20 protein-coding genes are annotated in these 24,386 nt (G+C 50.6%); 18 read left to right on the top strand and 2 right to left on the bottom strand.

Annotated elements, in window-relative coordinates; genetic code table 11:
- Positions 1–252 precede the first annotated feature (252 nt).
- Positions 253–1,551, top strand: a complete 1,299-nt coding sequence (icd, locus tag V3O24_RS01305) for an NADP-dependent isocitrate dehydrogenase (protein WP_331305834.1) — start codon at positions 253–255, stop codon at positions 1,549–1,551.
- Between the two features lie 30 nt (positions 1,552–1,581).
- On the opposite strand, the gene V3O24_RS01300 is transcribed toward icd, so the two are convergent.
- Positions 1,582–1,956, bottom strand: coding sequence for a YajD family HNH nuclease (locus V3O24_RS01300; RefSeq protein WP_104422461.1), 375 nt, complete (start codon positions 1,954–1,956; stop codon positions 1,582–1,584).
- A gap of 207 nt (positions 1,957–2,163) precedes the next feature.
- On the opposite strand from V3O24_RS01300, the gene dnaQ reads away from it, so the two are divergent.
- On the top strand, positions 2,164–2,889 hold the full coding sequence (gene dnaQ / locus V3O24_RS01295; RefSeq protein ID WP_331305833.1) for a DNA polymerase III subunit epsilon: 726 nt from the start codon (positions 2,164–2,166) through the stop codon (positions 2,887–2,889).
- Between the two features lie 117 nt (positions 2,890–3,006).
- Here the strand turns inward: dnaQ and V3O24_RS01290 are convergent, their stop codons facing one another.
- Positions 3,007–4,803, bottom strand: coding sequence for a DEAD/DEAH box helicase (locus tag V3O24_RS01290; RefSeq protein WP_104422463.1), 1,797 nt, complete (start codon positions 4,801–4,803; stop codon positions 3,007–3,009).
- Positions 4,804–4,924: 121 nt separating this feature from the next.
- Here V3O24_RS01290 and V3O24_RS01285 point away from each other — a divergent pair, with 121 nt between their 5' ends.
- The 16 genes from V3O24_RS01285 to V3O24_RS01210 all read left to right on the top strand — a co-directional run bounded on the left by V3O24_RS01285 (position 4,925) and on the right by V3O24_RS01210 (position 24,210).
- Complete coding sequence (locus V3O24_RS01285) at positions 4,925–5,371, top strand: YaiI/YqxD family protein (RefSeq protein ID WP_104422464.1); 447 nt, start codon at positions 4,925–4,927, stop codon at positions 5,369–5,371.
- A 167-nt stretch (positions 5,372–5,538) separates the two neighbouring features.
- Complete coding sequence (dapA, locus tag V3O24_RS01280; RefSeq protein WP_331305832.1) at positions 5,539–6,414, top strand: 4-hydroxy-tetrahydrodipicolinate synthase; 876 nt, start codon at positions 5,539–5,541, stop codon at positions 6,412–6,414.
- A 95-nt stretch (positions 6,415–6,509) separates the two neighbouring features.
- Positions 6,510–7,151: an outer membrane protein assembly factor BamC gene (gene bamC / locus V3O24_RS01275; RefSeq protein WP_104422466.1), complete on the top strand. Its 642-nt coding sequence runs from the start codon at positions 6,510–6,512 to the stop codon at positions 7,149–7,151.
- 95 nt (positions 7,152–7,246) lie between these two features.
- A complete protein-coding gene (gene purL, locus V3O24_RS01270) occupies positions 7,247–11,164 on the top strand; it encodes a phosphoribosylformylglycinamidine synthase (protein WP_331305831.1) in 3,918 nt (1,305 codons plus the stop codon).
- 93 nt (positions 11,165–11,257) lie between these two features.
- Positions 11,258–12,172, top strand: coding sequence for a PilZ domain-containing protein (locus V3O24_RS01265; protein WP_331305830.1), 915 nt, complete (start codon positions 11,258–11,260; stop codon positions 12,170–12,172).
- Positions 12,173–12,571: 399 nt separating this feature from the next.
- The gene (locus tag V3O24_RS01260) at positions 12,572–13,051 is read left to right on the top strand and encodes a septal ring lytic transglycosylase RlpA family protein (protein ID WP_331305829.1); all 480 of its coding nucleotides are present in this window, start codon (positions 12,572–12,574) and stop codon (positions 13,049–13,051) included.
- A 285-nt stretch (positions 13,052–13,336) separates the two neighbouring features.
- Complete coding sequence (locus V3O24_RS01255; protein ID WP_331305828.1) at positions 13,337–14,173, top strand: DHHA1 domain-containing protein; 837 nt, start codon at positions 13,337–13,339, stop codon at positions 14,171–14,173.
- Between the two features lie 121 nt (positions 14,174–14,294).
- The gene (locus tag V3O24_RS01250; RefSeq protein ID WP_331305826.1) at positions 14,295–15,818 is read left to right on the top strand and encodes a fumarate hydratase; all 1,524 of its coding nucleotides are present in this window, start codon (positions 14,295–14,297) and stop codon (positions 15,816–15,818) included.
- Between the two features lie 248 nt (positions 15,819–16,066).
- On the top strand, positions 16,067–16,306 hold the full coding sequence (hfq, locus tag V3O24_RS01245) for an RNA chaperone Hfq (RefSeq protein WP_104422472.1): 240 nt from the start codon (positions 16,067–16,069) through the stop codon (positions 16,304–16,306).
- A gap of 105 nt (positions 16,307–16,411) precedes the next feature.
- Positions 16,412–17,677: a ribosome rescue GTPase HflX gene (gene hflX, locus V3O24_RS01240; RefSeq protein WP_104422473.1), complete on the top strand. Its 1,266-nt coding sequence runs from the start codon at positions 16,412–16,414 to the stop codon at positions 17,675–17,677.
- A 157-nt stretch (positions 17,678–17,834) separates the two neighbouring features.
- Entirely contained in the window at positions 17,835–19,037 is a 1,203-nt protein-coding gene (hflK, locus tag V3O24_RS01235; RefSeq protein ID WP_331305820.1) for an FtsH protease activity modulator HflK, read from the top strand.
- Complete coding sequence (gene hflC, locus V3O24_RS01230) at positions 19,037–19,891, top strand: protease modulator HflC (RefSeq protein WP_331305819.1); 855 nt, start codon at positions 19,037–19,039, stop codon at positions 19,889–19,891. Before hflK ends, hflC begins: the two co-directional genes overlap by 1 nt.
- A gap of 105 nt (positions 19,892–19,996) precedes the next feature.
- Positions 19,997–21,196 carry an ATP phosphoribosyltransferase regulatory subunit gene (locus V3O24_RS01225; RefSeq protein WP_331305818.1) on the top strand — a complete coding sequence of 400 codons (1,200 nt, stop codon included), beginning with the start codon at positions 19,997–19,999 and terminating at the stop codon, positions 21,194–21,196.
- A 2-nt stretch (positions 21,197–21,198) separates the two neighbouring features.
- Complete coding sequence (locus V3O24_RS01220) at positions 21,199–22,491, top strand: adenylosuccinate synthase (protein WP_331305817.1); 1,293 nt, start codon at positions 21,199–21,201, stop codon at positions 22,489–22,491.
- Positions 22,492–22,521: 30 nt separating this feature from the next.
- On the top strand, positions 22,522–22,809 hold the full coding sequence (locus V3O24_RS01215; RefSeq protein ID WP_331305815.1) for a hypothetical protein: 288 nt from the start codon (positions 22,522–22,524) through the stop codon (positions 22,807–22,809).
- 123 nt (positions 22,810–22,932) lie between these two features.
- Positions 22,933–24,210: an MFS transporter gene (locus tag V3O24_RS01210; protein WP_331305814.1), complete on the top strand. Its 1,278-nt coding sequence runs from the start codon at positions 22,933–22,935 to the stop codon at positions 24,208–24,210.
- Positions 24,211–24,386: the final 176 nt, after the last annotated feature.

Genomic DNA, 24,386 nt, shown 5'->3' with positions numbered 1-24,386 from the left:
TGATCAAGGCTGAAAAAACGTCTAAAGTCGGTATCAAGATCAAACGGTTAAAGGCCGGATGGGACAATGATTATTTACTTCGTATCATCGGAATAATTTAAGCGCGATTGCCCTGCTTAAATGATGCAAATCGGCGTGCTTTTGTTATGATGAAAAAAGTCCGTGGAGACGTCGTCTAATGCGCCTACTGTTGGTGCGGTTCGACGTCGCTACCTTATGCAGCATTACTCAATGTTATTTGAAGGAGTTGTTATGGCTAGTTTCACGCTCAATCCACCCCCAAACGGCAGCGCGATTACCGTACAAAACGGCAAGCTTGTGGTGCCGGATAATCCGATTATTCCTTTTATCGAGGGCGACGGTACAGGGCCGGATATTTGGCGTGCCGCCGTCCGCGTTTTGGACGCGGCCGTTGCAAGCGCCTATTCCGGGCAAAAGAAAATTCACTGGATGGAAGTGTATGCAGGAGAAAAGGCTAACCGGCTGTTTGATACCTGGCTTCCCGATGAAACGGTCGAGGCCTGCAAAAACTATCTGGTATCCATTAAAGGCCCGTTAACCACACCGGTAGGCGGCGGTATCAGCTCCCTTAATGTAGCTTTGCGCCAGTTACTGGATATGTATGTGTGTTTACGTCCGGTCAGATGGTTTAAGGGCGTACCCTCGCCGGTGAAAAATCCCGGAGCTGTCGATATGGTCATATTCAGGGAAAATACCGAGGACATCTACGCCGGTATCGAGTTTGAACAGGGCGGCGATGAGGCAAAGATTTTCCTGAATCTGCTGAAAGAGAACTTTCCCAAGCAATACGCAAAAATCCGTTTCCCGGAATCTTCGGGCATAGGCGTAAAACCGGTGTCGCGGGAAGGCACGGAGCGTCTGGTTCGTTCGGCTATCGATTATGCGATCGCCAATAAGCGCAAATCACTGACGATTGTCCATAAAGGCAATATCATGAAATACACCGAAGGGGCGTTTCGTAAATGGGCTTATGAGTTGGCGGAACGCGAATATCCCGAGCAGATTTATACCTGGGGACACTGGGAGAAAACCCGCGCCGAGTTCGGCGTAGAGGCGGCAAACAAGGTGCAGGCCGAGGCCTTGGCAAAAGGCCGCATTTTTATTAAAGATGCGATCGCGGATATCACCTTGCAGCAGGTTTTGACCCGGCCCGAGGACTTCGATGTGATCGCCACCTTGAATTTGAACGGCGACTATTTGTCCGATGCCTTGGCCGCGCAAGTCGGCGGTATCGGCATTGCGCCCGGCGGCAATATCAACTATCAAACCGGTACTGCTGTGTTTGAGGCTACGCACGGAACGGCGCCCAAGTATGCCGATATGGACAAGGTCAATCCGGGCTCGCTAATCCTGTCCGGCGAAATGATGCTGCGCTATTTGGGTTGGACCGAGGCCGCCGATGCGATCATTAATGCGATGGATGCCGCTATCTCCAGTAAACGGGTGACGTATGATTTTGCCCGGTTGATGGATGGGGCTACAGAAGTCAAATGCAGCGAGTTTGCGGATGTATTGATTGAGAATCTTTGATTCCGGCAACTCCTTATTTTTGCGACCGGCTTATTTATTTAGCAGGGATTTTAGATCTGCAAATGGATTGTGAGTGGCGGCAGGCGCAGTCGATTTGCCTGCTGCCGAGCCGCCAAAACGGGTTTCTTCGTATCTTGAGTGTTCGTTGTCATGGCAATAAAGGCATAATAATTCCCAGTTGCTGCCGTCGGACGGGTTGTCGTCGTGGTTATGGTTTTTATGATGTACGGTCAATTCGGTCAAGTTTTTATGGTCGAATTCGCGGGCGCAACGGCCGCAGACCCAAGGGTATAGCTTAAGAGCCTGGCCGCGGTAAGATTGCTCCCTGAGTTCCTGATTGCGCCGTGCATCGGTCACGATTTTATCCAGCTTGCTTTTATCGGGTTGGATTTTCTTGATAGTCATAACAATGTCTTCTGTAATATGCCGAAAAATAACGTTATTCGAGTTTGCCGGCTTTAATCCGCCGTGTCGATATGACCAAATTCTAACAGAAAAATATTAAAGAATAGTGACCAAACTTCTCAAGTGCCTGGATTTGAAAAATTAATAAGTAATGCCGGGTTAAAAAATTTATACTTAAACGATGATTAATAAAGCTCAAGGTGGCTAGTGGACAAAAGAACATTTACAAATCGGCTGGTCGTTCTCGATACCGAAACGACCGGGTTAAATCCGCAGGAAGGGCACAGGATTATCGAGATAGGTTGCGTGGAGGTGGTTAATCGCCGCTTAACGGGCAAGCGCTTTCATACTTATATTAATCCCGAGCGCGTCATTGATGACGGGGCTATTGAGGTTCACGGCATCACTAATGAGTTTTTAGAGGATAAGCCGGTCTTTGCGAGCGTCGTGAAGGATTTTATTGCGTTTATTCAGGGGGGCGAGCTGGTCATTCATAATGCGCCGTTTGATGTCGGCTTTATTAATTATGAATTTTCACTGTTGAATAATGGCACAGGAACAGTCACCGATTACAGCAAAGTATTCGATACGCTGACCTACGCCAGAAAAAAACATCCGGGGCAGCGTAACAGTCTGGATGCGCTGTGTAAACGCTACAGCATCGATAACAGTCACCGGGAGCTGCATGGCGCTTTGCTGGATGCTGAAATTCTGGCCGATGTGTTTTTGTTGATGACCGGCGGACAGTCTTCGTTGCTGGATGAGGGGCAGGCAAGGCCGGAAGAGGTGATTGTAAACAGTGGGATTAAATATTTATCGGCGGATCGTCCTCCCTTAAAGGTCGTCCGCTGCACGGAGGAGGAATTAAACGCCCATCAACAGCGCCTGGAAGCGATTGAAAAAGCGGGCGGGGTTTGTATCTGGAATCAGTAGTAAGCGGGTCGATTAATATCGACCAAGCGGCGCGGATGCGATCAATGATGGAGTCCAAAGCAAACTTTGGACTCCTGAAATGAATGATAACGGGGAGGCGGCCAGTAGAGCTGTAGGTTATTCGCCGGCTTTCGGTTTGGCCCGTCTGGATGTCGAACCTACTCTTTTTTTGCTTTTATCCACTTTTCTCGCGTCATCGTCGGTTTTCGCCGCTTTTTTAGCACTTTCATCCATTTTGGATATGTTAAGTTGCTGGCCGGCTACCCTGACTTTTTTCAGTTCCTGAAACAGTTCCTTCGGCATACCTGCCGGTAATTCAACGGTGCTGTAGTTGTCTTGTATTCTGATGCGGGCGATATGGTCGCCGTCGATGCCTGTTTCATTGGCTATGGCGCCAACGATATTGCCGGGTTTTACGCCGTGGTTATGACCGACTTCAATGCGATACATTTCCATTTCAATATTCGCTCCACCCTCGAAGACGCGCTTTGGTTTGCGGTCTTTTTGAGGCCTGTCGGATCTCGATGATCTGTCGTCTCTATCTCTTGACGGCCTGTCGTCCCGGCTGTCTTTGGATCTTTTCGGCGGGTTTTGCATTAACAGCGGCGTATCGCCCTGAACCAGTTTTGCCAGTGCGGCTGCTATTTCCAACGCGCTGACATTGTGTTCCTGCTGGTATTGCTCTATCAATTGGCTGAAAAAGCTCAGCTCTTCGGCGGCCAGGGTGTCGGTAATGTTCTGTTTGAAACGGGAAATGCGTTTATTGTTAATGACTTCCGTTGAAGGCAAGCCCATTTCTTCAACTTTTTGCTTGGTCGCCCTTTCGATATTATTCAGCAGATTTCTTTCCCTGGGAGCGATAAACAGGATGGCGTCGCCGGTGCGGCCCGCGCGTCCTGTTCTGCCGATACGGTGAACATAGGATTCGGTATCGTAAGGAATGTCATAGTTGACGACGTGGGTGATGCGGTCTACGTCCAGTCCGCGCGCGGCAACGTCAGTCGCTATCAAAATATCCAGTTTGCCGTTTTTCAGGTTGGCGATAGCGCGTTCCCGAAGTGCTTGAGACATGTCGCCGTTAATCGCGGCTGCCGAATAACCGCGCGCTTCCAGCTTTTCCGCCAGTTCAACGGTTGCGGTTTTGGTTCTGACGAAGATAATCATGCCGTCAAAGGTTTCGACTTCCAGGATGCGGGTCAGTGCGTCCAGTTTGTGTATGCCGCTGACCAGCCAATAGCGTTGGCGTATGTTTTCAGCCGATGTGGTGGTGACTTTGATGGTGACATGCTCGGGTTCATGCAGGTATTGCTGAGCGATCTTGCGGATCACCGTAGGCATGGTCGCTGAAAACAGCGCGATTTGTCTTTGTTCGGGGATTTGTTCAAGAATCCATTCCACGTCGTCAATAAAGCCCATGCGCAGCATTTCATCGGCTTCATCAAGAACCAGATAGCCGAGCCCTTTCAGGTTAAGCGTGCCTTTACGCATATGATCCATGACCCGGCCAGGCGTGCCGACCACCACGTGAGCGCCGCGCTTCAGCTGGCGTAATTGGGTGCTGTAGTCCTGTCCGCCGTAGATGGGCAGCACATGGAAGCCTTTTAAATGCGCGGCATAACGTTGAAACGCTTCCGCCACCTGAATGGCCAGTTCGCGGGTTGGCGCCAACACCAGCACTTGCGGGTCTTTTTGCTTCAGGTCGATGCGTGACAAAATGGGTAATGCAAACGCGGCGGTTTTGCCGGTTCCTGTTTGTGCTTGCCCCAGGACGTCTTTGCCTTGCAGTAGGAGCGGGATGGTTTGTGCTTGTATGGGTGAGGGTGTTTCATAACCGACATCTTTCAGTGCTCTTAGCACCGGTTCAATCAGGGCTAAATCACTAAAAGAGGGAAATGTTGAAACATCATTGGACATGGATTTACCTGTTGGAAATATAGAATGCGCGGATAGCGCGGAGAAATGTTTTGTATATCAGCGCATTATAACGCACTATATTAAAGTTTGCAGCTAAATTAACGGGGCCAAGGGTTACATAATGAGAATTTGGGTCGATGCGGACGCTTGTCCTAATATGGTTAAGGATATTTTATTCCGCGCGGCGGAACGAAAACAGGTGCCGCTAACGCTGGTTGCCAATCAGTTTTTAACCGTACCTCCCTCCAAGGTCATCAAGGCGGTGCAGGTCTCTGGCGGTTTTGATGTGGCTGATAATTACATTGTCAAACATTTACAGGAAAATGATCTGGTTATTACCGCCGATATTCCGCTGGCTGCTGAAGTGATAGCAAAAAATGCCCATGCGATTAATCCTCGTGGCGAGCTTTACACCAAAGAAAACATCAGGGAGCGATTAGCCATACGGGATTTTATGGAGGAAATGCGCAGTACCGGTCAAGCATCGGGAGGTCCGCCGCCTCTCGGTCAGCGAGAAAAGCAGGATTTCGCCAATACGCTGGATCGTTTTCTGGCTAAATACCGGTAAAATGTTAGCTAGGTATCCAGATAAACTCCGTCCGTCTAGTGCTTGCATGTTGGCTTTGTTGGGTCGAATTCATTCATTTAGGGGCGGATAAATCCGCCCCTACAAAGTTATTTGCTTGTTATAATGTTCCCAGTTTTTAACTGTATTAATTCTGATCGAGAGATTTCATGATTCAAGGTAGTATCGTAGCCTTAGTAACGCCGATGGATGAACGCGGTGCGGTGGATAAGGAAAGTTTAAAAAAGTTGGTGGAATTTCATATTGCAGAAGGAACGGACGCTTTGGTCGCCGTCGGCACCACAGGCGAGTCGGCGACGCTGGATGAGCGTGAGCACTGTGATGTTATCAAGTCTATCGTTGATTATGCCGGCGGCAGGATACCGGTGATTGCCGGAACCGGCGCAAACGCGACGACCGAAGCGATCAATCTGACCCGGCTAGCCAAAGAAGCCGGCGCCGATGCCTGCCTGATCGTGACTCCTTATTACAACAAGCCTACTCAGGAAGGTTTGTACCTGCATTACAAAGCTATTGCCGATGCCGTCGATATTCCGCAGATTTTATATAACGTGCCGGGGCGCACAGCCTGCGACATGTTGCCGGAAACCGTTGGCCGCTTGTCTCATATCAAGAACATCGTCGGCGTTAAAGAGGCGACCGGGGATTTGTCCAGGGTTAAAGCAATCCGTGATTTGACCGGTGATGATTTCGCAATCTACACCGGCGATGATGCGACCAGTCGTGAATTTTGCCTGCTGGGCGGCAACGGCAGCATTACCGTAACCGGTAATGTTGCGCCAAAGCTGGTGCATGAAATGATCATGGCGGCGATAGAGGGAGACAATGAAACGGCTTTAGTCATCGACAAAAAATTGATGTCGCTGCATAAGAACCTGTTTATTCAGTCCAATCCGATTCCGGTCAAATGGGCGGTTGCCGAGATGGGGTTGATGGGCAAAGGCATACGCTTACCTCTAACTTGGCTGACCGAAGATTGCTTCGACGCGGTTCGAGACGCGATGCGTCAGGCCGAAGTTGTTTGAAAGGTTAATGAAAGGTGAAAAGTGCAATAATTTTTTGAGCTTTGAACTGTCTTTGCCTGCTGAACAGTAACTAGCTAATACGTTACGAATACCTTATGAAAATTAAAATCGGTTTACCCATTATCGTTGCTGTGTTGGTCAATCTATCGGCCTGCAGTTACATAAAAAATTTATTTCCTGACAAAGAAAAAGATTATCAGTTCACCACTGAAATTCCGCCGTTGGTCTTGCCGGCCGATCTTGCCGGCGACTCAATTAAAAACGTTCCTGCCGCCCCGGCTGCCGAGACCGTCGATGCGGCTCCAGCCGACCCGTCAACCGAAACAGCGGCGGATATCGAGCGTAAATTTATCCAGATTGAACTGGTTGACGCCGAGGATGGGGCAAAGCGATTGCATATCGGTGCGCCGCCAAACCAGGCATGGCGTATAGTCGGCAAGGCATTGAGCCGGAACGCTCTTGAAGTGACCAACCGCAACCAGGACCAACGATTTTTTCAAGTCCAGTACGAGCCGAACAAACAGAAAGTGGAAGACGGATCTATTTGGGATGAGGGCGTCTTTTTTTTCGTTGGGCTTAATATCGATGAATACGAATATGTTCTCAAAATGGTGGAAAACAACCGGCAGACCGATGTCGTTATTCTGGATAAAGAACAGAAACCGGTGTCTGACGCAGGGAGTTTAAGTTTGTTGACACTGTTGTATGACACCATTAAGGCCGATTTGGCTAAGTGATTTATCAGGCTAAAGGCTAAAGGCGAAACGGCTTTTTTAGCCCTTCGCCTTTAGCCTTTAGCCTTTGCCTTTTACCTTGAACCTTATTTTTACACATGTTAAAAATCTCTGGAACTTCCGCGCTTTCCGATTTCCGCATTAATAAACTACTGGCTGAACTTCAGTCGATAGAGCCTGCTGTCAAGGCCGTCTCGGCCCGGTTTATTCACTTCATCGATATTGAGCATGACTTGGACGACGACCAGTTGGCAATTCTAAAGCAGTTATTGGCTTACGGCTCCATCCATGCAGGCAACGGAATTGCCGGGACGCATTTGCTGGTCGTACCGCGCTCAGGCACGATTTCCCCTTGGTCGAGCAAGGCGACCGAGATTGCCCAGCGTTGCGGGTTATCCGCAGTTAACCGGATCGAGCGGGGCGTTGAGTACACGCTGGACGCCAATATCCCGCTGCCTGTCGCCGTAAAAGCGTTATTGCACGACCGTATGACCCAAACCGTTGTGGACGGCGACGTCGAGCCCGAATTGTTTGCTCATCATCAGCCCAAGCCGTTAATGCATGTTGCCATAGTAGAGCAAGGCCGCGACGCGTTGGTTAGCGCTAATACGGAACTGGGTCTGGCTTTGTCCGATGATGAAATCGACTACCTGACCGAGAGCTTTCAAGCCTTGGGCAGGAACCCGACAGATGTCGAGCTGATGATGTTTGCCCAGGCCAATTCCGAGCATTGCCGGCACAAGATTTTTAACGCCGACTGGACGATAGATGGCGTGGAGCAGGCGCAATCGTTGTTTAAGATGATCCGCAATACTGCGGAAAAAAGCCCGGAAGGCATCTTGTCGGCCTACAGCGATAACGCTTCTGTCATGGTCGGTTCAACCGAGCGGGTTTTTATCCGTAATCCGCAAACCGGCGAATACGCTTATGTCGAAGAAGACGCGCATTTGCTGATGAAAGTGGAAACGCACAATCATCCGACCGCCATTTCGCCTTATCCGGGCGCGGCAACCGGCTCCGGCGGCGAAATTCGCGACGAAGGCGCAACCGGCCGCGGTTCTGCACCCAAAGCAGGCTTGACCGGGTTTTCCGTGTCGCATTTGAGAATCCCCGGATTCCCCCAGCCCTGGGAAGCCGATAACGGCAAGCCGGAACGCATCGCTTCGGCGCTGACCATCATGCTGGAAGGCCCGCTCGGCGGCGCGGCGTTTAATAACGAATTCGGCAGGCCCAACCTGACCGGTTATTTCCGCAGCTTCGAGCAAGCGGTTCCGGGCAAGGACAATGAATTCCGGGGCTATCATAAACCGATCATGATCGCCGGAGGCCTCGGCAATATCCGGCCGATGCTGGTCAATAAACAGCCGATTCCGGCCGGTTCGCTGATCATCATTTTGGGTGGCCCGGCGATGTTGATCGGGCTGGGCGGCGGGGCGGCTTCCTCGCAGGCTTCCGGCGCAGGTTCGGAAGACCTGGATTTCGCCTCGGTGCAGCGGGAAAACCCCGAAATGGAGCGCCGTTGCCAGGAAGTCATCAACCATTGCAACGCGATGGGGGCCGACACGCCGATCGTGTCGATCCATGATATTGGCGCGGGCGGCTTGTCTAATGCGGTGCCGGAAATCATCCATGACTGCGACCGAGGCGGCCGCTTCGAGTTACGCAAGGTGCACAACGCCGATATCGGCATGTCGCCGATGCAAATCTGGTGTAACGAAGCGCAGGAGCGTTATGTGGTCGCGATTAAGCCGGAATCGCTGGAATTTTTCACCGCCTTTTGCGAACGGGAGCATTGCCTGTTTGCGGTGATCGGCGAGGCGACCGACGAAGAGCATTTGACGCTGAGCGACGAGTTGCTCGGCGACAAGCCGGTCGATATTCCGATGTCGGTATTATTCGGTAAATCGCCGAAGCTGCACCGCAATGTCGAGCACGTTCCAGCCAACACCAAAGCGCTGGATGTCAGCGGCATCACGCTGGACGAAGCGGTCAAGCGCGTGCTGGCATTCCCGGCCGTCGCCGACAAAAGTTTCTTGATCCATATCGGCGACCGCTCGGTAACCGGGCTGGTGGCCCGCGACCAAATGGTCGGCCCCTGGCAAGTGCCGGTGGCCGATGTGGCCGTCACCGCCGTGGGCTTTCATTCTGTGACCGGCGAAGCGATGGCGATGGGCGAACGTTCGCCGATTGCGGTGATCGACGCCCCGGCATCCGGCCGCATGGCGATAGGCGAGGCGATCACCAATATCGCCGCCGCAAGCATCGATTCCTTGAAAAAAATCAAACTGTCCGCCAACTGGATGGCTGCCGCAGGTTACCCAGGTGAAGATGCGGCATTGTTCGACACCGTCAAAGCGGTGGGCATGGAATTGTGTCCGGCGCTGGGTATTGCAATCCCGGTCGGCAAGGATTCCTTGTCGATGAAAACGGTGTGGAAAGATGATTCCGTCGAAAAAACCATGTCCGCGCCGTTGTCGCTGGTGATTACCGCGTTTGCGCCGGTCGCCGATATAAATAAAACCCTGACTCCGCAACTGCGCTGCGTGCCGGATGAAGACAGCGCCTTGATCTTGGTTGATCTGGGCGCAGGTAAAAACCGTTTAGGCGGTTCGGTGCTGGCGCAAGTCTACAACCAGCTCGGCGATGATTGTCCCGACCTGGATGACGCAAGTCTGTTGAAAGCTTTCTTTGATAGCATACAAACACTGAACTCCCAGGACAAACTGCTGAGCTACCATGACCGTTCCGATGGCGGCTTGCTGGCGGTGGTCGCGGAAATGATGTTCGCCAGCAGGCTCGGTGTGGCCCTGACCCTCGACAGCCTGGGCGAGGATGTACTGGGCGTTTTGTTTAACGAGGAGCTGGGTGCGGTACTGCAAGTGCGTCAGAGCGACTGCAAGGATGTCGTGGAGCTGTTGAAACAATCGGGCCTAATTGATTGCATTTATGTGATCGGCAAGGTCATTGATGACAACTGCAGGGATGCAGGAGGTAGAGCAATGCAGGGAGCAATTGCCGAGCAGCAACTGAATATCCGCCATTTGGGCGAGATTATTTATTCCGCCGGCCGGGCCGAATTGCAGACCGTCTGGTCCGAACTCAGCTACAAAATGCAGACCTTGCGCGATAACCCGGAATGCGCGCAGCAACAGTTCGAGCGGATCACTGACGATGAAGACCCCGGTTTGAATGTGGCGTTGACCTTTGACGTCAACGACGACGTGACCGCACGGTTTAAAAATACGGCAAGACCCAAAGTCGCGATACTGCGCGAGCAGGGCGTTAACGGTCATGTGGAAATGGCGGCGGCATTCGACCGTGCCGGGTTCGCCAGCATCGACGTGCACATGAGCGATATTATTCATGGCCGGGTCAGTTTGGCTGATTTCACCGGCCTAGTCGCCTGCGGCGGTTTCTCCTACGGCGACGTACTGGGTGCAGGCGGCGGTTGGGCAAAATCGATATTGTTCAACCCGCGCTGCCGCGATGAATTCGCCGCCTTTTTTCAACGCCCCGACACGTTCGGCTTGGGCGTTTGTAACGGTTGCCAAATGATGTCGGGGTTAAAAGACATTATCCCCGGCGCAGAACATTGGCCGCGTTTTATGCGCAACAACTCGGAACAATTCGAAGCGCGGGTGGCCTTGGTTGAAGTGCAGAAATCGCCGTCGATATTGTTCGCCGGCATGGAAGGTTCCCGAATGCCGGTCGCCATTGCGCATGGCGAAGGGCGCGCGGAATTTGCCGAGGACCCTGCGGTTGCGCTGGAAGCGGGCGCAGTGGCGTTGAGTTATGTCGATAACTACGGCGAATTAACTACCGAATTTCCGGCCAATCCCAACGGTTCGCCGTTCGGCATTACCGGGCTGACCACCACGGACGGACGCTTTACCATTATGATGCCGCATCCCGAGCGCTGTTTCAGGGCCGTGCAAAACTCATGGCGCCCGGACGATTGGGATGAATACGGCGCTTGGATGCGCCTGTTTAGAAACGCCAGGGTTTGGGTGGGTTAGTATGTCGTGCTCAGACATGTTTGAAGTGTGATAAATGTAATCAAAGCCTGGCAATAAAAAGTGTAGAGGTTGTGGATTATGGATAAGGTCGGCATGATGAAAAATAAAAATCGAAGGGCTGCTTTTCGAATTTATGACGAGGTTAATCTGTTTTATAAAAAAATAGATGAACAGCTGGTGACCGACCCATACGCTACTGTCGATGAAATTTTGGATATTCCCCCGACGACGATAAATGTTGAACACAGGGTGCGGGGAGTAACGCTATTGCCCGGCCTGAAAAAAAACGTGCCGGACTGGCAGTTTAAGGAAGACGGCGTTCGCAACGTTAATATCAGTGCTAGCGGCATAGCTTTTAATTGCGATGATGCGCTTAAAGAAGGCGATTATCTGGCAATCAAGATATTGCTCATCTCCACCATGACGATCATAGTGACGTGTTGCAAGGTTGTGTATTGCAGAGATAGCGATCCAAACCAGACTCATTTTCCTTATTTTGTTGGTGCCCATTTTGTCAGTATGGAAAATGCAGACAGGGAGTTGCTGGTTGAACATGTGGCCAAGCATAAAGCGCGACAAAATATAGTCCGTGGATTTATCCTGGGTGCTGTCGTTACGGTTATCGCGGTGCCTGATGTAGCATTCGATTTATTGTCCGGGCTGGTCCATTTCCTGTTCGTCAACATTCTCCATTTTCTTCATCTTGCGTTTGAGTTTATCGAGTCCTCTCTCGATCACTTCGTTGAGCATCTGTTTCATACCGACACTCATCAAACTCAGATTATTGTCTTTTATATCCTAGTGGCTTTTGTCATCGCGGGGCTTTATTGGCTGTGGCGGGCATTGCCGCCTTTTTGCCGGCGATGCAAAGAAAACCTGTTTTCTTACTGTGCGCATAAGAAAGCAAGTTTGCTTTATTATTGGGAAGAGCTGTCTTTGCTGAATAAAATTAAACTGGTTGTGATTGGTGTCGCCGCCATCGCCGCCTATGTTTCTTTCGGTTTTTAGGTCCGGTTGCGATAGGCTAAATTTGCTAAGGAAGCGCTGATTGAGTCCTTCGGCAGCTAAGGATCATGCATAAATTAATTTAGGCAATTACCATGAAGAGCATGAAGGACATGAAGACTTAAACCTTTCATGCCCTTCATGTCCTTCATGGTTAAAAAATGAAAAATAAAACTTGCTCAAGTTATTTCATGCACGTTCCCAGGGACGAACGGAGTCGATTTGTTCAGCGCTCCCCTAAGAGGGTGAAGTTCGCGAATGCGCGTATAACTTAAAAAAACAGTCAGATGAGTTGGGGGTTTAACAAGGCATTGATTTTGTGAGTTTAAGCTACACTTAAGACTTGTTAAGTTAAGATGGAGCCAGATTAAATAAAAAAGGCTCTATCTTATGAATAAAATCATGCTAGCAGTTCCTGTTTTTTTTATATGCAGTTATTTTGTTAACCCGATACAAACGGCGGAAGCGTCCGAACATCGCTCGGTCAAGAAAATTTCCAAACACTCCGCAGCAAAAGTCCATCAAACCAAACATCAGGCAAATAATCGTCCAAGCACGGTTTCCTGGTATGGTTCTGAGTTTCACGGCAGGCAGACTGCCAGCGGTCAAAAGTACGACATGTATGCAATGACCGCAGCACATAAAACGCTGCCCCTGTTATCTTACGCTAAAGTTACCAACCTCAAGAATCATCGTAGCGTTGTGGTTCGGATCAATGATCGAGGGTCTTTTCATGGAAAAAGAGACATGGATTTATCCTATGCGGCCGCAAAAAAATTGGGCATCCAGGGCTTAGGGGCCGTGGAGATTGTACCGCTAAGTCGTAACGAGGCCTTGCCGTTATTGAATGATAACGAGGGTAAAGCAAATAAACACAGTTAATCCGCCCCTCTGAAAATATCCCTAAATCATCCCGCACCAAATAAGTTAGGCTTTACAAGCCGTCAGACTGTCAGGCTATAAAAAGCAGCAGCCTGCGCCTGTTCATATATAAATTCTATAAATTCGTTTCGCTACCTGCATGCCCGGATAGGCTGTTTTTGGGGTTGATGCCGAAAGATCTGTGCGTGCGCGTATGATTAGGACTTGGTTCGTGTAAAATACAATCAAATATAACAGCAACAGCAACAGCAATCGGCCTATTCAGCGCAGGGATTTTTAAAAAGCATGTCAGAAACCAGTGAAACCTTAGTTATTTATCATGGCGATTGTTTGGATGGCTTAGGCGCAGCATGGAGCGCATTTTGCAAGTTGGGTCATCAAGTCCGTTATATTCCCGCCCGTTATGGTGACGATATGCCCGATTTTGAGTCGGGATCGGTACTGTATATATTGGATTTTTCCTATTCGCCCGAACTATTGGTTAATGCTTCCGCGAAAGCAGGCCGGATCATCCTGATTGATCATCACATGACTGCGATGGAGCAATGTAATGATTTTTTCAAGGCACAGCCCCTACCTGAAAATCTGTCGATCAATTTCGATTTGTCGCGGAGTGGATGCATCTTAACTTGGCAGTATTTTTTTCACGATTTGAAACCGCCTCAAATCCTGTTGCATATCGAAGACCGTGATCTTTGGCGTTTTAAGCTGGACGGCACCCGCGAAATTACATCGGCGTTGTATGAGCGAACGCCAATTACATTTGCCGAGATAGGCACGCTTGATCTGCCTGAATTGCTGGCGGTGGGCCGCATACAGGTTAAGCAGTTTGCAAACATGGTGCAGAGGCTGGCCAAATCGGCGCACAATGTTTCGGTTGCCGGGCAGGTCGGTCTTGCCGTTAATGCGCCGTCGTTATTTTCAAGCGATTTGGGACATGTATTGGCCGAAAAATCAGGTACGTTTGGGATGACCTATCAGTATGACGGCAGAAAGCAGCAATGGAATTTCTCGCTCCGTTCGATCGGCGATTACGATGTAGGTCATCTGGCGCAAAGTTTTGGTGGAGGCGGGCACAGGAATGCGGCGGGTTTTGCCTTGGATAACAATCCATTTTTCTAGTGCCCTGCGCTGATTGATTGTATCAGTCAGCGCCAAATCATGTTCGCGTGCCACAAACACAAGCTGTTCGGATATAATAGGCCGCCTGAATTCTTAGCAAGCATATAGCAGGGAACCTTCGATGAGCATTATTCGTCAAGACGATCTTATTCAAAGCATTGCCGATTCGCTGCAATATATTTCGTATTATCATCCGCTGGACTTTATCAAGGCCATGCATGAGGCCTATCAAAAGGAAGAGAATCCGGCGGCGAAGGACGCCATCGCGCAAATCTTGATCAACTCCCGGATGTGCGCGGAAGGCCATCGCCCGATTTGCCAGGATACCGGCATTGTTACGGTGTTTTTAAAGATCGGCATGAATGTCCGGTGGGATGCAAATATGAGTGTCGCCGATATGATCAACGAGGGTGTCCGGCGTGCTTATCTGCATCCTGATAATGTGCTGAGAGCTTCGATATTGGCTGATCCGGCAGGGAAACGCATCAATACCAAGGACAATACTCCGGCGGTAATACACATGGAAGTCGTGTCCGGCGATACGCTCGACATCGACATAGCCGCCAAAGGCGGAGGCTCCGAAGCCAAGGCAAAGTTTGCGATGCTCAATCCTTCGGACAGTATCGTCGACTGGGTGTTGAAAACCGTCCCAATTATGGGAGCGGGATGGTGTCCTCCCGGCATTCTGGGTATAGGTATAGGCGGCACCGCCGAAAAAGCGATGCTCATGGCAAAGCAGGCATGCATGGGGTCGATAGATATTCATGAGCTAATCGCGCGCGGCCCTCGCAATGCGCTTGAAGAATTGCGGCTGGAATTGTATGACAAAGTCAATGCGCTGGGGATTGGCGCACAAGGTTTGGGCGGACTTACCACAGTGCTGGATATAAAAATCAATGATTATCCGACGCATGCGGCCAACAAGCCGGTTGCGATCATCCCTAATTGCGCCGCCACCCGGCATGTACATTTTGTTCTGGACGGCAGTGGCGCCGCCGAATTTAAACCGCCGCGCCTGGAAGATTGGCCGGAAATCGCTTGGCATGCAGGCGCCACCGCTCGCAGAATTAACCTGGACACAGTGACGCAGCAGGACTTGGCAAGCTGGAAGCCGGGAGAAACCTTATTGCTTAGTGGTACCCTGCTGACCGGACGGGATGCGGCGCACAAGCGAATGGCTGAGCTTTTTGAACGGGGCGAGGCATTGCCAAAAAGCGTTGATTTTACTAACAAATTCATTTATTACGTGGGGCCTGTTGACCCGGTTCGCGATGAGGTGGTGGGGCCGGCAGGCCCCACTACTGCGACGCGGATGGATAAGTTCACCGAAGTCATGCTGGATAAAACCGGCTTGCTCGGCATGATCGGCAAGGCTGAACGCGGGCCAGAGGGGCTTGCCGCGATTAAAAAACATAAGGCGGTTTATTTGATGGCGGTCGGCGGTGCGGCTTATCTGGTGTCAAAAGCCATCCGTAAATCGCGTATTGTCGCTTTTGAAGATCTCGGCATGGAAGCCATACACGAGTTTGTTGTAGAGGATATGCCGGTTATGGTCGCGGTTGATACGCAGGGTGTCTCGGTGCATCAAACCGCGCCAAAGATTTGGCAGGCCAGGATCGGCAAGATTCCCGTTGAAGTAAGTTAAATTGGTTGCGTTTTACCGGTTGTCCTGATTTAAATGGGCGGTAAGGTGATGCTGAGCAGGTCAGTCGTACTTGAATTTATAAAAATATACCCCATCGTATTGGGTTATCAGCAGATAAAACTGGGAATGTTCTGAATATGCGTGTGTAGATTAAAAAAATATTCTGAAACCGGAGTATTGATTTGTGTTGATTTGTAATTACAGTTATCTTAATCGATAGTTATTAAAAAATAATAAGGAGAAATGGGATGTCAAAAGGTCAAAATTTGCAGGATAATTTTTTAAATGCTCTTAGAAAAGAGCATACACCTGTTTCTATTTTTCTTGTTAATGGGATAAAGTTACAGGGAAAAGTGGATTCATTCGATCAGTACGTGGTTATGCTTAAAAATACCTCCAGCCAAATGGTTTATAAGCACGCCATATCGACCATTGTACCGAGTAAAGCGGTAAAGCTGACCCATGACCATGATTCCAGTGAAGAATAATTGGGCTTTTGTGTGAATGTTTTTTCTCTGTCGGCAATTCTGCTGGGCATCGGCATGCGCAGGAAAAATAAATCTTTTTTATAATCATATCTATGGGGTATTTATTTGTTTGATCGTCCCGAATCAGGTGAGCGGGCAGTCCTTGTTCATCTGACATTTCATTCCGGGCAGGAGGATCTTTTAGAATTAAAAGAATTGGCTAAGTCCGCCGGAACCGATCCTGTCTATGTGGTAACAGGCAGCCGCAAAAAACCCGATCCAAAATATTTTGTCGGCAAAGGCAAGCTTGAAGAGCTTAAAGGTATCATCGAGATCTATGAGGCCGACATTGTTTTATTCAATCACCCGCTTTCACCCAGTCAGGAAAGAAATCTTGAAGGTTTTTTGGGCGTTCGCGTGGTCGATAGGAATGGCTTGATCCTTGATATTTTTGCCCAGCGCGCGCAAACCTTTGAAGGCAAACTACAGGTTGAATTGGCGCAATTGCAGCATTTATCGACGCGACTGGTTCGCGGTTGGACCCATTTGGAACGCCAAAAAGGCGGTATCGGTTTGCGGGGGCCGGGTGAAACCCAGCTGGAAACCGATAGACGGCTATTGGGTTTGCGCATTAAACAGATTCAACAGCGTTTGGATAAAGTCGATAAGCAAAGACATCAAGGGCGCAGCAAAAGAAGAAAAGCGGAAGTTCCATCGGTTTCTCTGGTGGGTTATACCAATGCCGGTAAATCAACCCTGTTTAATAGGCTGACAGGCGCCGATATTTACGTGGCGGATCAGCTGTTTGCTACCTTGGATCCGACCTTGCGCAACTGCAAGTTGCCCAATAGCAGCGAGATTGTTGTGGCCGATACGGTGGGATTTATACGGCATTTGCCGCATGAGTTGGTGGCGGCTTTTAAATCCACGCTACAGGAAGCCAGCGAGGCGGATTTGTTGTTGCATGTGATTGATGCCAGCGGCGCCGATAGGGATGAAACGATTTGCCAGGTCAATCAGGTGCTTGAAGATATTGAGGCTAATGAAGTCAGGCAGCTTGAAGTTTTCAATAAAATAGATTTATTGGATGACATCCAGCCGCGGATTGATCGGGATGATGTTGGAAACCCTGTTCGTATATGGTTGTCCGCCGAAACCGGAGACGGAGTCGAGCTGCTTTATCAGGCATTGGCTGAAATATTTTCAAATACAAAAATCAAAAGAAAATGCTATTTGCAACCCGGTCAAGGCGATATAAGGGCGAAATTATTTTCTTGCGCCAAAATAATTAGCGAGAAAGCCGATGATTTTGGCGGCTATGAATTGGTCGTCGAAATTGATACAAAGTATTCGGGTTTGTTGAAATCAGTTAAGGTTGAGGAAGTGGTTTGAAAAGGCAAAAGAAGAGGGCGGCCGGTTTTTAGCCTTTTGCCCTCAGTCTTTCGCCTTTCGCAGATATTTACGATAGAATACCGAGCATGAGTAGGTAAGCTTAAGGAATGTTGCCTCTTGTTGATAAAAATTTAAGTAACCCATATGGAGCAAAGTTATGTCCTGGAATGAGCCTGGCGGTGATAAGAAAGATCCCTGGAGCGGTCGTGGCGACCAAAAAGGCCCACCCGATCTAGACGAGGCAATACGTTCATTGCAAGAAAAGTTGGGCGGTTTTTTTGGCGGCGGTAAAGAGGGTGATGACGACTCTTCCGGACTTCCTCCCCTGAAAAGTCTCGGCTTTCTCGCAGTCGGTGCGATAGCTTTATGGGGATTAAGCGGTTTTTATATTGTCGACGAAGGTACTCAGGGTGTTGAAACCCGCTTTGGCAAGTATGTTGCGACAACTCAGTCGGGTTTGAACTGGCATTTTCCTGCGCCTATCGAGCGGGTTGAAGTTGTCGATGTCAAGCAACAGCGCTACATTGAAGTAGGCTACCGTAGCGGCGGCACGGAACAGGCTCTTGGCTCGGTGCCGAAAGAAGCGTTAATGCTGACTAAAGATGAAAATATTGTCGATGTGCGTTTGGCGGTACAGTATCAGGTCAAAGACGCAAAGGAATTTATCTTCAATATAGTCAATCCTGCGGCTACCTTGAAGCAGGTCACCGAAAGCGCGCAGCGCGGCGTGGTCGGCAGCAGCAAAATGGACTTTGTTTTGACCGAGGGACGCAGTGAAATCGTAGCCCAGATTAAAAAAGAAATTCAGGATGTAATGGACAGTTACAAGTCCGGAATCCAGGTGACCAGCGTCAACCTTCAGGATGCACAGCCGCCTGAGCAGGTGCAAAACGCATTTGAAGATGCTATTAAGGCGCGTGAAGACGAGCAGCGTTTGATCAATGAGGCGGAAGCCTACTCCAACGACGTTGTGCCGAAAGCGCGCGGCGCCGCAGCGAGAAAAATACAGGAAGCCGAGGGCTATAAAGAACAGGTTATCGCCCAGGCGGAAGGTGAATCCAACCGTTTTTCCAAATTGCTGGCCGAATATACCAAAGCGCCGGATGTGACCAGAAAACGTCTTTATATCGAATCCATGGAGTCGGTATTGGCCGAGACAAATACTGTGATGGTTGACGTCAAAGGCAGTAATAATATGCTTTATTTGCCATTAGATAAAATGATCCAGCAGCAGCCTTCGATTCAACCAGCCAACGTTCCTCAAAGCACAGCAGAACAACCTTCCCACGCAAAGGTTGAAACGGCGCAACCACCCGCTGTGCGAACTTCAACCCGCGGCCGTGACGCAAGGGGACGCTAATGACACAGAATAAAATATTGGTAGGCCTTGGCGCATTGTTGTTTATCGGCATGATGTGCATGTTTACCGTCAGCGAAACAGAAAAGGCAATTAAGTTCCGTTTAGGCGAGATCGTGAAGAACGATTACGAACCTGGATTGCATTTTAAATGGCCGTTTATCAACAATGTAAAGAAGTTCGATAAGCGTATTCAAACGATGGCCGCCAAACCTGAACGCTTTTTAACCGCCGAAAAGAAAAACGTTATCGTCGATTCTTTTGTTAAATGGCGCATCGGTGACGTAACTACTTTCTATACGGTGGTTGCCGGTGATGTGGATCAGGCTAATTTACGCCTGGATCAAATCATTAAAGACGCATTCCGCGGTGAATTCGGTAAGCGGAATATCAAGCAGCTGGTTTCAACGGATCGTCAGGAAATTCGTGAGATACTGATTAAAAACGCCAAGCCGCTTGCGGCCGACTTAGGGATGGAAATTATTGATGTGCAAGTCATGCGCATCGATTTGCCGGAGGAAGTCAGTAGCTCCGTGTTTCGCAGAATGGAAGCCGAGCGTGAGCGGGTTGCCCGTGAATTCAGATCGCAAGGCGCGGAAGCTGCTGAAAGAATTCGGGCCGACGCCGACAGGCAACAGGTTGTTACGATGGCGAATGCGTTCCGGGATGCGGAAATGCTTCGCGGCGAAGGCGATGCAAAATCTGCGGAAATCTATGCCAAAGCCTATGGCGCGGATACTGAATTCTTCACTTTCTATCGCAGTTTGAACGCCTATAAAAAGACGTTTACGAGTTCAAGCATGATGGTGCTTGATCCCGATTCCGACTATTTTAAATATTTTAAGCAGCAAAAATAGGTAAAGATAAAATTCTTGTAGGGGCAACCAGCCGGTTACCCCTACAAGAACCCCGTAACCAACGCTCCATATTCGGGGCGTTTTGTTTGAGTGGACATACAAAACATGCAACAAAAAGACTCCTGGCTTTTGCCCGACGGCATAGAAGAGATTTTGCCGGAAGAGGCTAAGCATCTTGAAAGCTTGCGCCGTAAGATACTGGACACGTTTGCTTGCTGGGGATATGAGTTGGTCATACCTCCCTTCATCGATTATTTGGATTCCTTGTTGACCGGATCAGGACATGATCTGGAATTACAAACCTTTAAGCTGACCGATCAGATCACCGGCGAAATGCTTGGGGTCAGGGCGGACATGACCCCGCAGGTTGCCAGAATCGACGCGCATAATCTTAACGCGGAGTGGCCGACCCGTCTTTGCTATACGGGGACTATTTTGCACACCAAAGGCGATCCGCTCGAAAAAACCAGAAGCCCGATGCAGATAGGCGCCGAGCTTTACGGCCATGACGGTAAGGAAAGCGATGTAGAGGTCATTCGCCTGATGCTGGAAATGCTGGCGATGTCGGGATTGCAAGATGTGCATCTCGATTTGGGCCATGTCGGCATCTACCGGGCGCTGTCAAGACAGGCAGGCTTGGATGACGCGCAGGAAGCCGAGTTGTTTGATGTGTTACAGCGCAAGGCCAGGCCCGAGCTTCAGGAGTTGATGGCCGGTTACAGCATCAATGATGAGCTAAAGGCCATGTTCCTGAAATTGCCGCAATTGAATGGCGGCAAGGAAACCATCGCTAAAGCCCGAGACGTTTTGTTGGCGGCTAATGGCGAAGTCAAGGAGGCTTTAGCGAATTTGGAAGCTATTGCGGATAAATTGACCGCCTGTTTCCCCGCGTTGCCGATCAGTTTCGATCTGGCTGAATTGCGCGGCTATCATTATCACACAGGCGTGGTTTTTGCGGCTTTTGTGCCGTCGGTAGGCCGAGAGATTGCCCGAGGCGGACGCTATGACAATATCGGCGCCATTTTTGGACGCGCGCGTCCTGCGACGGGTTTTAGCGCGGACTTGAAGGTATTGTCGGTATTAGGCAAGGCATCCTATCAAAATGAACAGCGGGCCTTGATATTCGCTCCCTATCTGGACGATGCAGCGCTACATGAAAAAATCAGGGATTTACGCGCCGAAGGACTGGCGGTTGTTCAACAATTACCGGGACAAACCGGAACTGCTCAGGAACTTGGCTGTACATCCGTCCTGGAACAAGATCATCAAAATTGGGTCGTTAGACCCTTAGCAAGCTTGGAATAATCATGGGAAAAAATGTCGTTGTCATCGGTACCCAATGGGGTGACGAAGGAAAAGGTAAACTGGTTGATCTGTTGACGGAACAGGCGGAAGCCGTCATCCGGTTTCAGGGCGGCCATAATGCGGGGCACACGCTGGTTATACAGGGGGAAAAGACGGTTTTGCATCTTATTCCGTCCGGTATTCTTCGGGAAAATGTCGAGTGCATGATCGGCAACGGCGTGGTTTTATCGCCCAACGCCTTGCTGGAAGAAATCGAATTGCTGGAAAAAGCCGGTATTCCGGTTAGAAACCGGTTGTTGATCAGCGAAGCCTGTACATTGATATTGCCGGTTCATGTCGCGATTGACCAGGCGCGCGAAATAGCCCGCGGCAGCAAGGCGATTGGCACGACCGGCCGCGGCATAGGACCGGCGTATGAAGACAAGGCGGCAAGACGCGGCCTGCGCGCGGGAGACTTTTTAAATCCCGAGGTATTCGCGGAACGGTTTAAGGAATTGGTCGAATACCACAACTTCATGCTGACCAATTACTATCATGTCGAGGCTATCGATTATCAAAAAGGCCTGGATGAAATGCTGAAACTGGGCGAACAAATCAAGCCGATGTTGACCGATGTCAGCGAGGTTTTATACAAATACCAGGATCAAGGCAAAAACCTGTTGTTTGAAGGCGCACAAGGTGCGCTGCTCGATATAGACCACGGTACTTTTCCTTATGTGACTTCATCCAGCACTACGGCTGGCGGCGCCGCGACCGGCACCGGCATCGGGCCGCTTGATCTCGATTACGTGCTGGGCATTACCAAAGCCTATTCGACGCGCGTAGGCAACGGCCCTTTCCCGACCGAATTGCATGATGCGAACGGCGATCATTTGGGTACTGTCGGGCATGAGTTTGGCGCCACCACCGGACGCAAACGCCGCACTGGCTGGTTTGATGCGGTCTCCATGCGCAAGTCTGCAAAAATGAACAGCCTGAGTGGTATTTGTCTAACCAAACTGGATGTGCTTGACGGTCTGGAAAGGGTCGGCATTTGCACGGCTTACCGGCTTAACGGCGCCGTTACCGAAACGGCGCCTTTAGGCGCGGATCAATACGAAGAATGTCACGCGATTATTGAAGATATGCCGGGCTGGACGGGAACGACTGCCGGCGTGACCGATTTTGACGCGCTGCCGGACAACGCCAAAGCCTATATCAAGAGAATCGAAGAGCTGGTCGGCGTTAAGATTGCCATCCTGTCAACAGGCCCCGATAGAGACGAAACAATTATCCTGGAACACCCGTTCGCTTGAACGGCTGTTGCCTAATTACCTGGAGTTAATATGACTGAAACAGTAGACGAATTGACGGTAACATACGAAGACGGCGGCATTGAGACAGTCAAGGAGCTGGATAAAAAAGTGCTGACCAAGGGTGCATGGGCTACGGTTATGTACCGTTACCAGGATTGGAATCGGGCCAAAGAGGAATACGGTCCCGACAAATACACCATTCGCCGTTACCAGAAGCAAAACGGCGAATACAAGCAAAAATCGAAGTTCAATATTTCCAGCAAAGATCAGGCGAAAGCCATTATCGAGGCGCTGGAAGATTGGATTAAATTGGACTAATGCGGTAGGGCGCGCCGTGCGCGCCTTTCCGATACCTGAGTAACATTGCTTCTTTCGGCACGCACGGCACGCCCTACACGAGTGTTCGTAGCGCCGATCCAAAACTTGAGCGGGCATATTTACATGACAAAAAACACCTCCCCCTCAGTCTTCCGCATCGCCTTAGCCAGCTTCATCGGCACCGCCATCGAGTTCTACGATTTTTATATTTACGGCATGGCCGCGGCACTGGTTATCGGCCCGGTGTTTTTCCCCGGCGGTAATCCGACAACGCAGGCGCTCAGCTCCTTTCTTACCTTTGCCGTAGCATTTCTGACCCGGCCTTTGGGCGCGGCGCTGTTCGGGCATTTCGGCGACCGCATCGGGCGCAAAACAACCTTGGTCGCATCGCTACTGGTCATGGGTATCTCCACCACATTGATCGGCTTGTTGCCGGGATACGATGCGATCGGCGCATGGGCTCCGGCATTGCTGTGCCTGTTGCGTTTCGGTCAAGGCATCGGCTTGGGCGGAGAATGGGGCGGCGCGGCGCTGCTGGCGACCGAGAACGCCCCGGCCGGAAAGCGCGGCTGGTACGGCATGTTTCCTCAGTTGGGGCCGCCGGTGGGGTTTCTGTTGGCGACCGGCAGCTTTTTGCTGCTGGCTGAATTACTGACCGAGCAAGAGTTTAAAGACTGGGGCTGGCGGCTCCCGTTTCTTGCCAGTTCGGTTTTGGTCGTGATCGGTTTGTATGTGCGTCTGGCCTTGGCTGAAACGCCGGTATTCGCCAAGGTGTTACAGCAGCATCAGCAGGTCGGCTTGCCGCTTCGGGATATAGTTAAATCTCATCTCGCTCCGTTGTTTCTGGGGGCAATGGCGATGGTCGTGTGCTATGCGCTGTTCTATATTTCAACCGTGTTTTCCCTGAGCTACGGCACCACCACGCTGCAAATCCCGCGGCAGCAATTTCTCGGCATGCTGTGCGTGGCCGTGTTGTTTATGGCTGCGGCCACACCGATATCGGCGCGGGCAGGCGACCGGTTCGGACGGCGGCCCGTTTTACTGGTTGCCGGAAGCTTAGCATTCCTGTCCGGTTTTCTGTTAAAGCCGATGCTGGAAAGCGGCTCCCCGTTGATGATTACCGCTTTCCTGTCCTTGGAGCTGTTCCTGATGGGAGCCACCTTCGCGCCGATGGGAGCCTTGCTGCCGGAACTTTTTCCCTCGGCCTTACGCTATACCGGCGCGGGAACCGCCTACAACTTGGGCGGCATACTTGGCGCTTCGTTTGCGCCCTATATCGCGCAACGTCTGGTCGCCGAAGGCGGGCTGGCCTGGGTTGGCGGCTATGTCTCGTTGGCTGCGGCGATTAGCCTGCTTGCTGTGTATTTGATGCGGGAAACTCGGGATAACCGTTGGGTGTAAATTAGGCGTAGGCCGGAATAAGGCCGCCCAAGCCCGTACTGAGTTTGTCGAAGGGCGTAGCGCGAGGTGGCGTTTCCGGCGAATTCGGCTGATGTTTGCCGGAAACGCCACCTCGCGCTACGCCCTTCGACAAACTCAGTACGGGCTTGGGCGGCCTTATTCCGGCCTACGCCTAA

The sequence above is a fragment of the Methylobacter sp. Wu8 genome, from assembly GCF_036440755.1.
In the GTDB taxonomy this organism is placed as follows: Bacteria; Pseudomonadota; Gammaproteobacteria; order Methylococcales; family Methylomonadaceae; genus Methylobacter_A; species Methylobacter_A tundripaludum_A.
The sequence above is the reverse complement of the archived record's forward strand: the minus strand, read 5'-3'. Positions and strand labels throughout refer to the sequence as shown.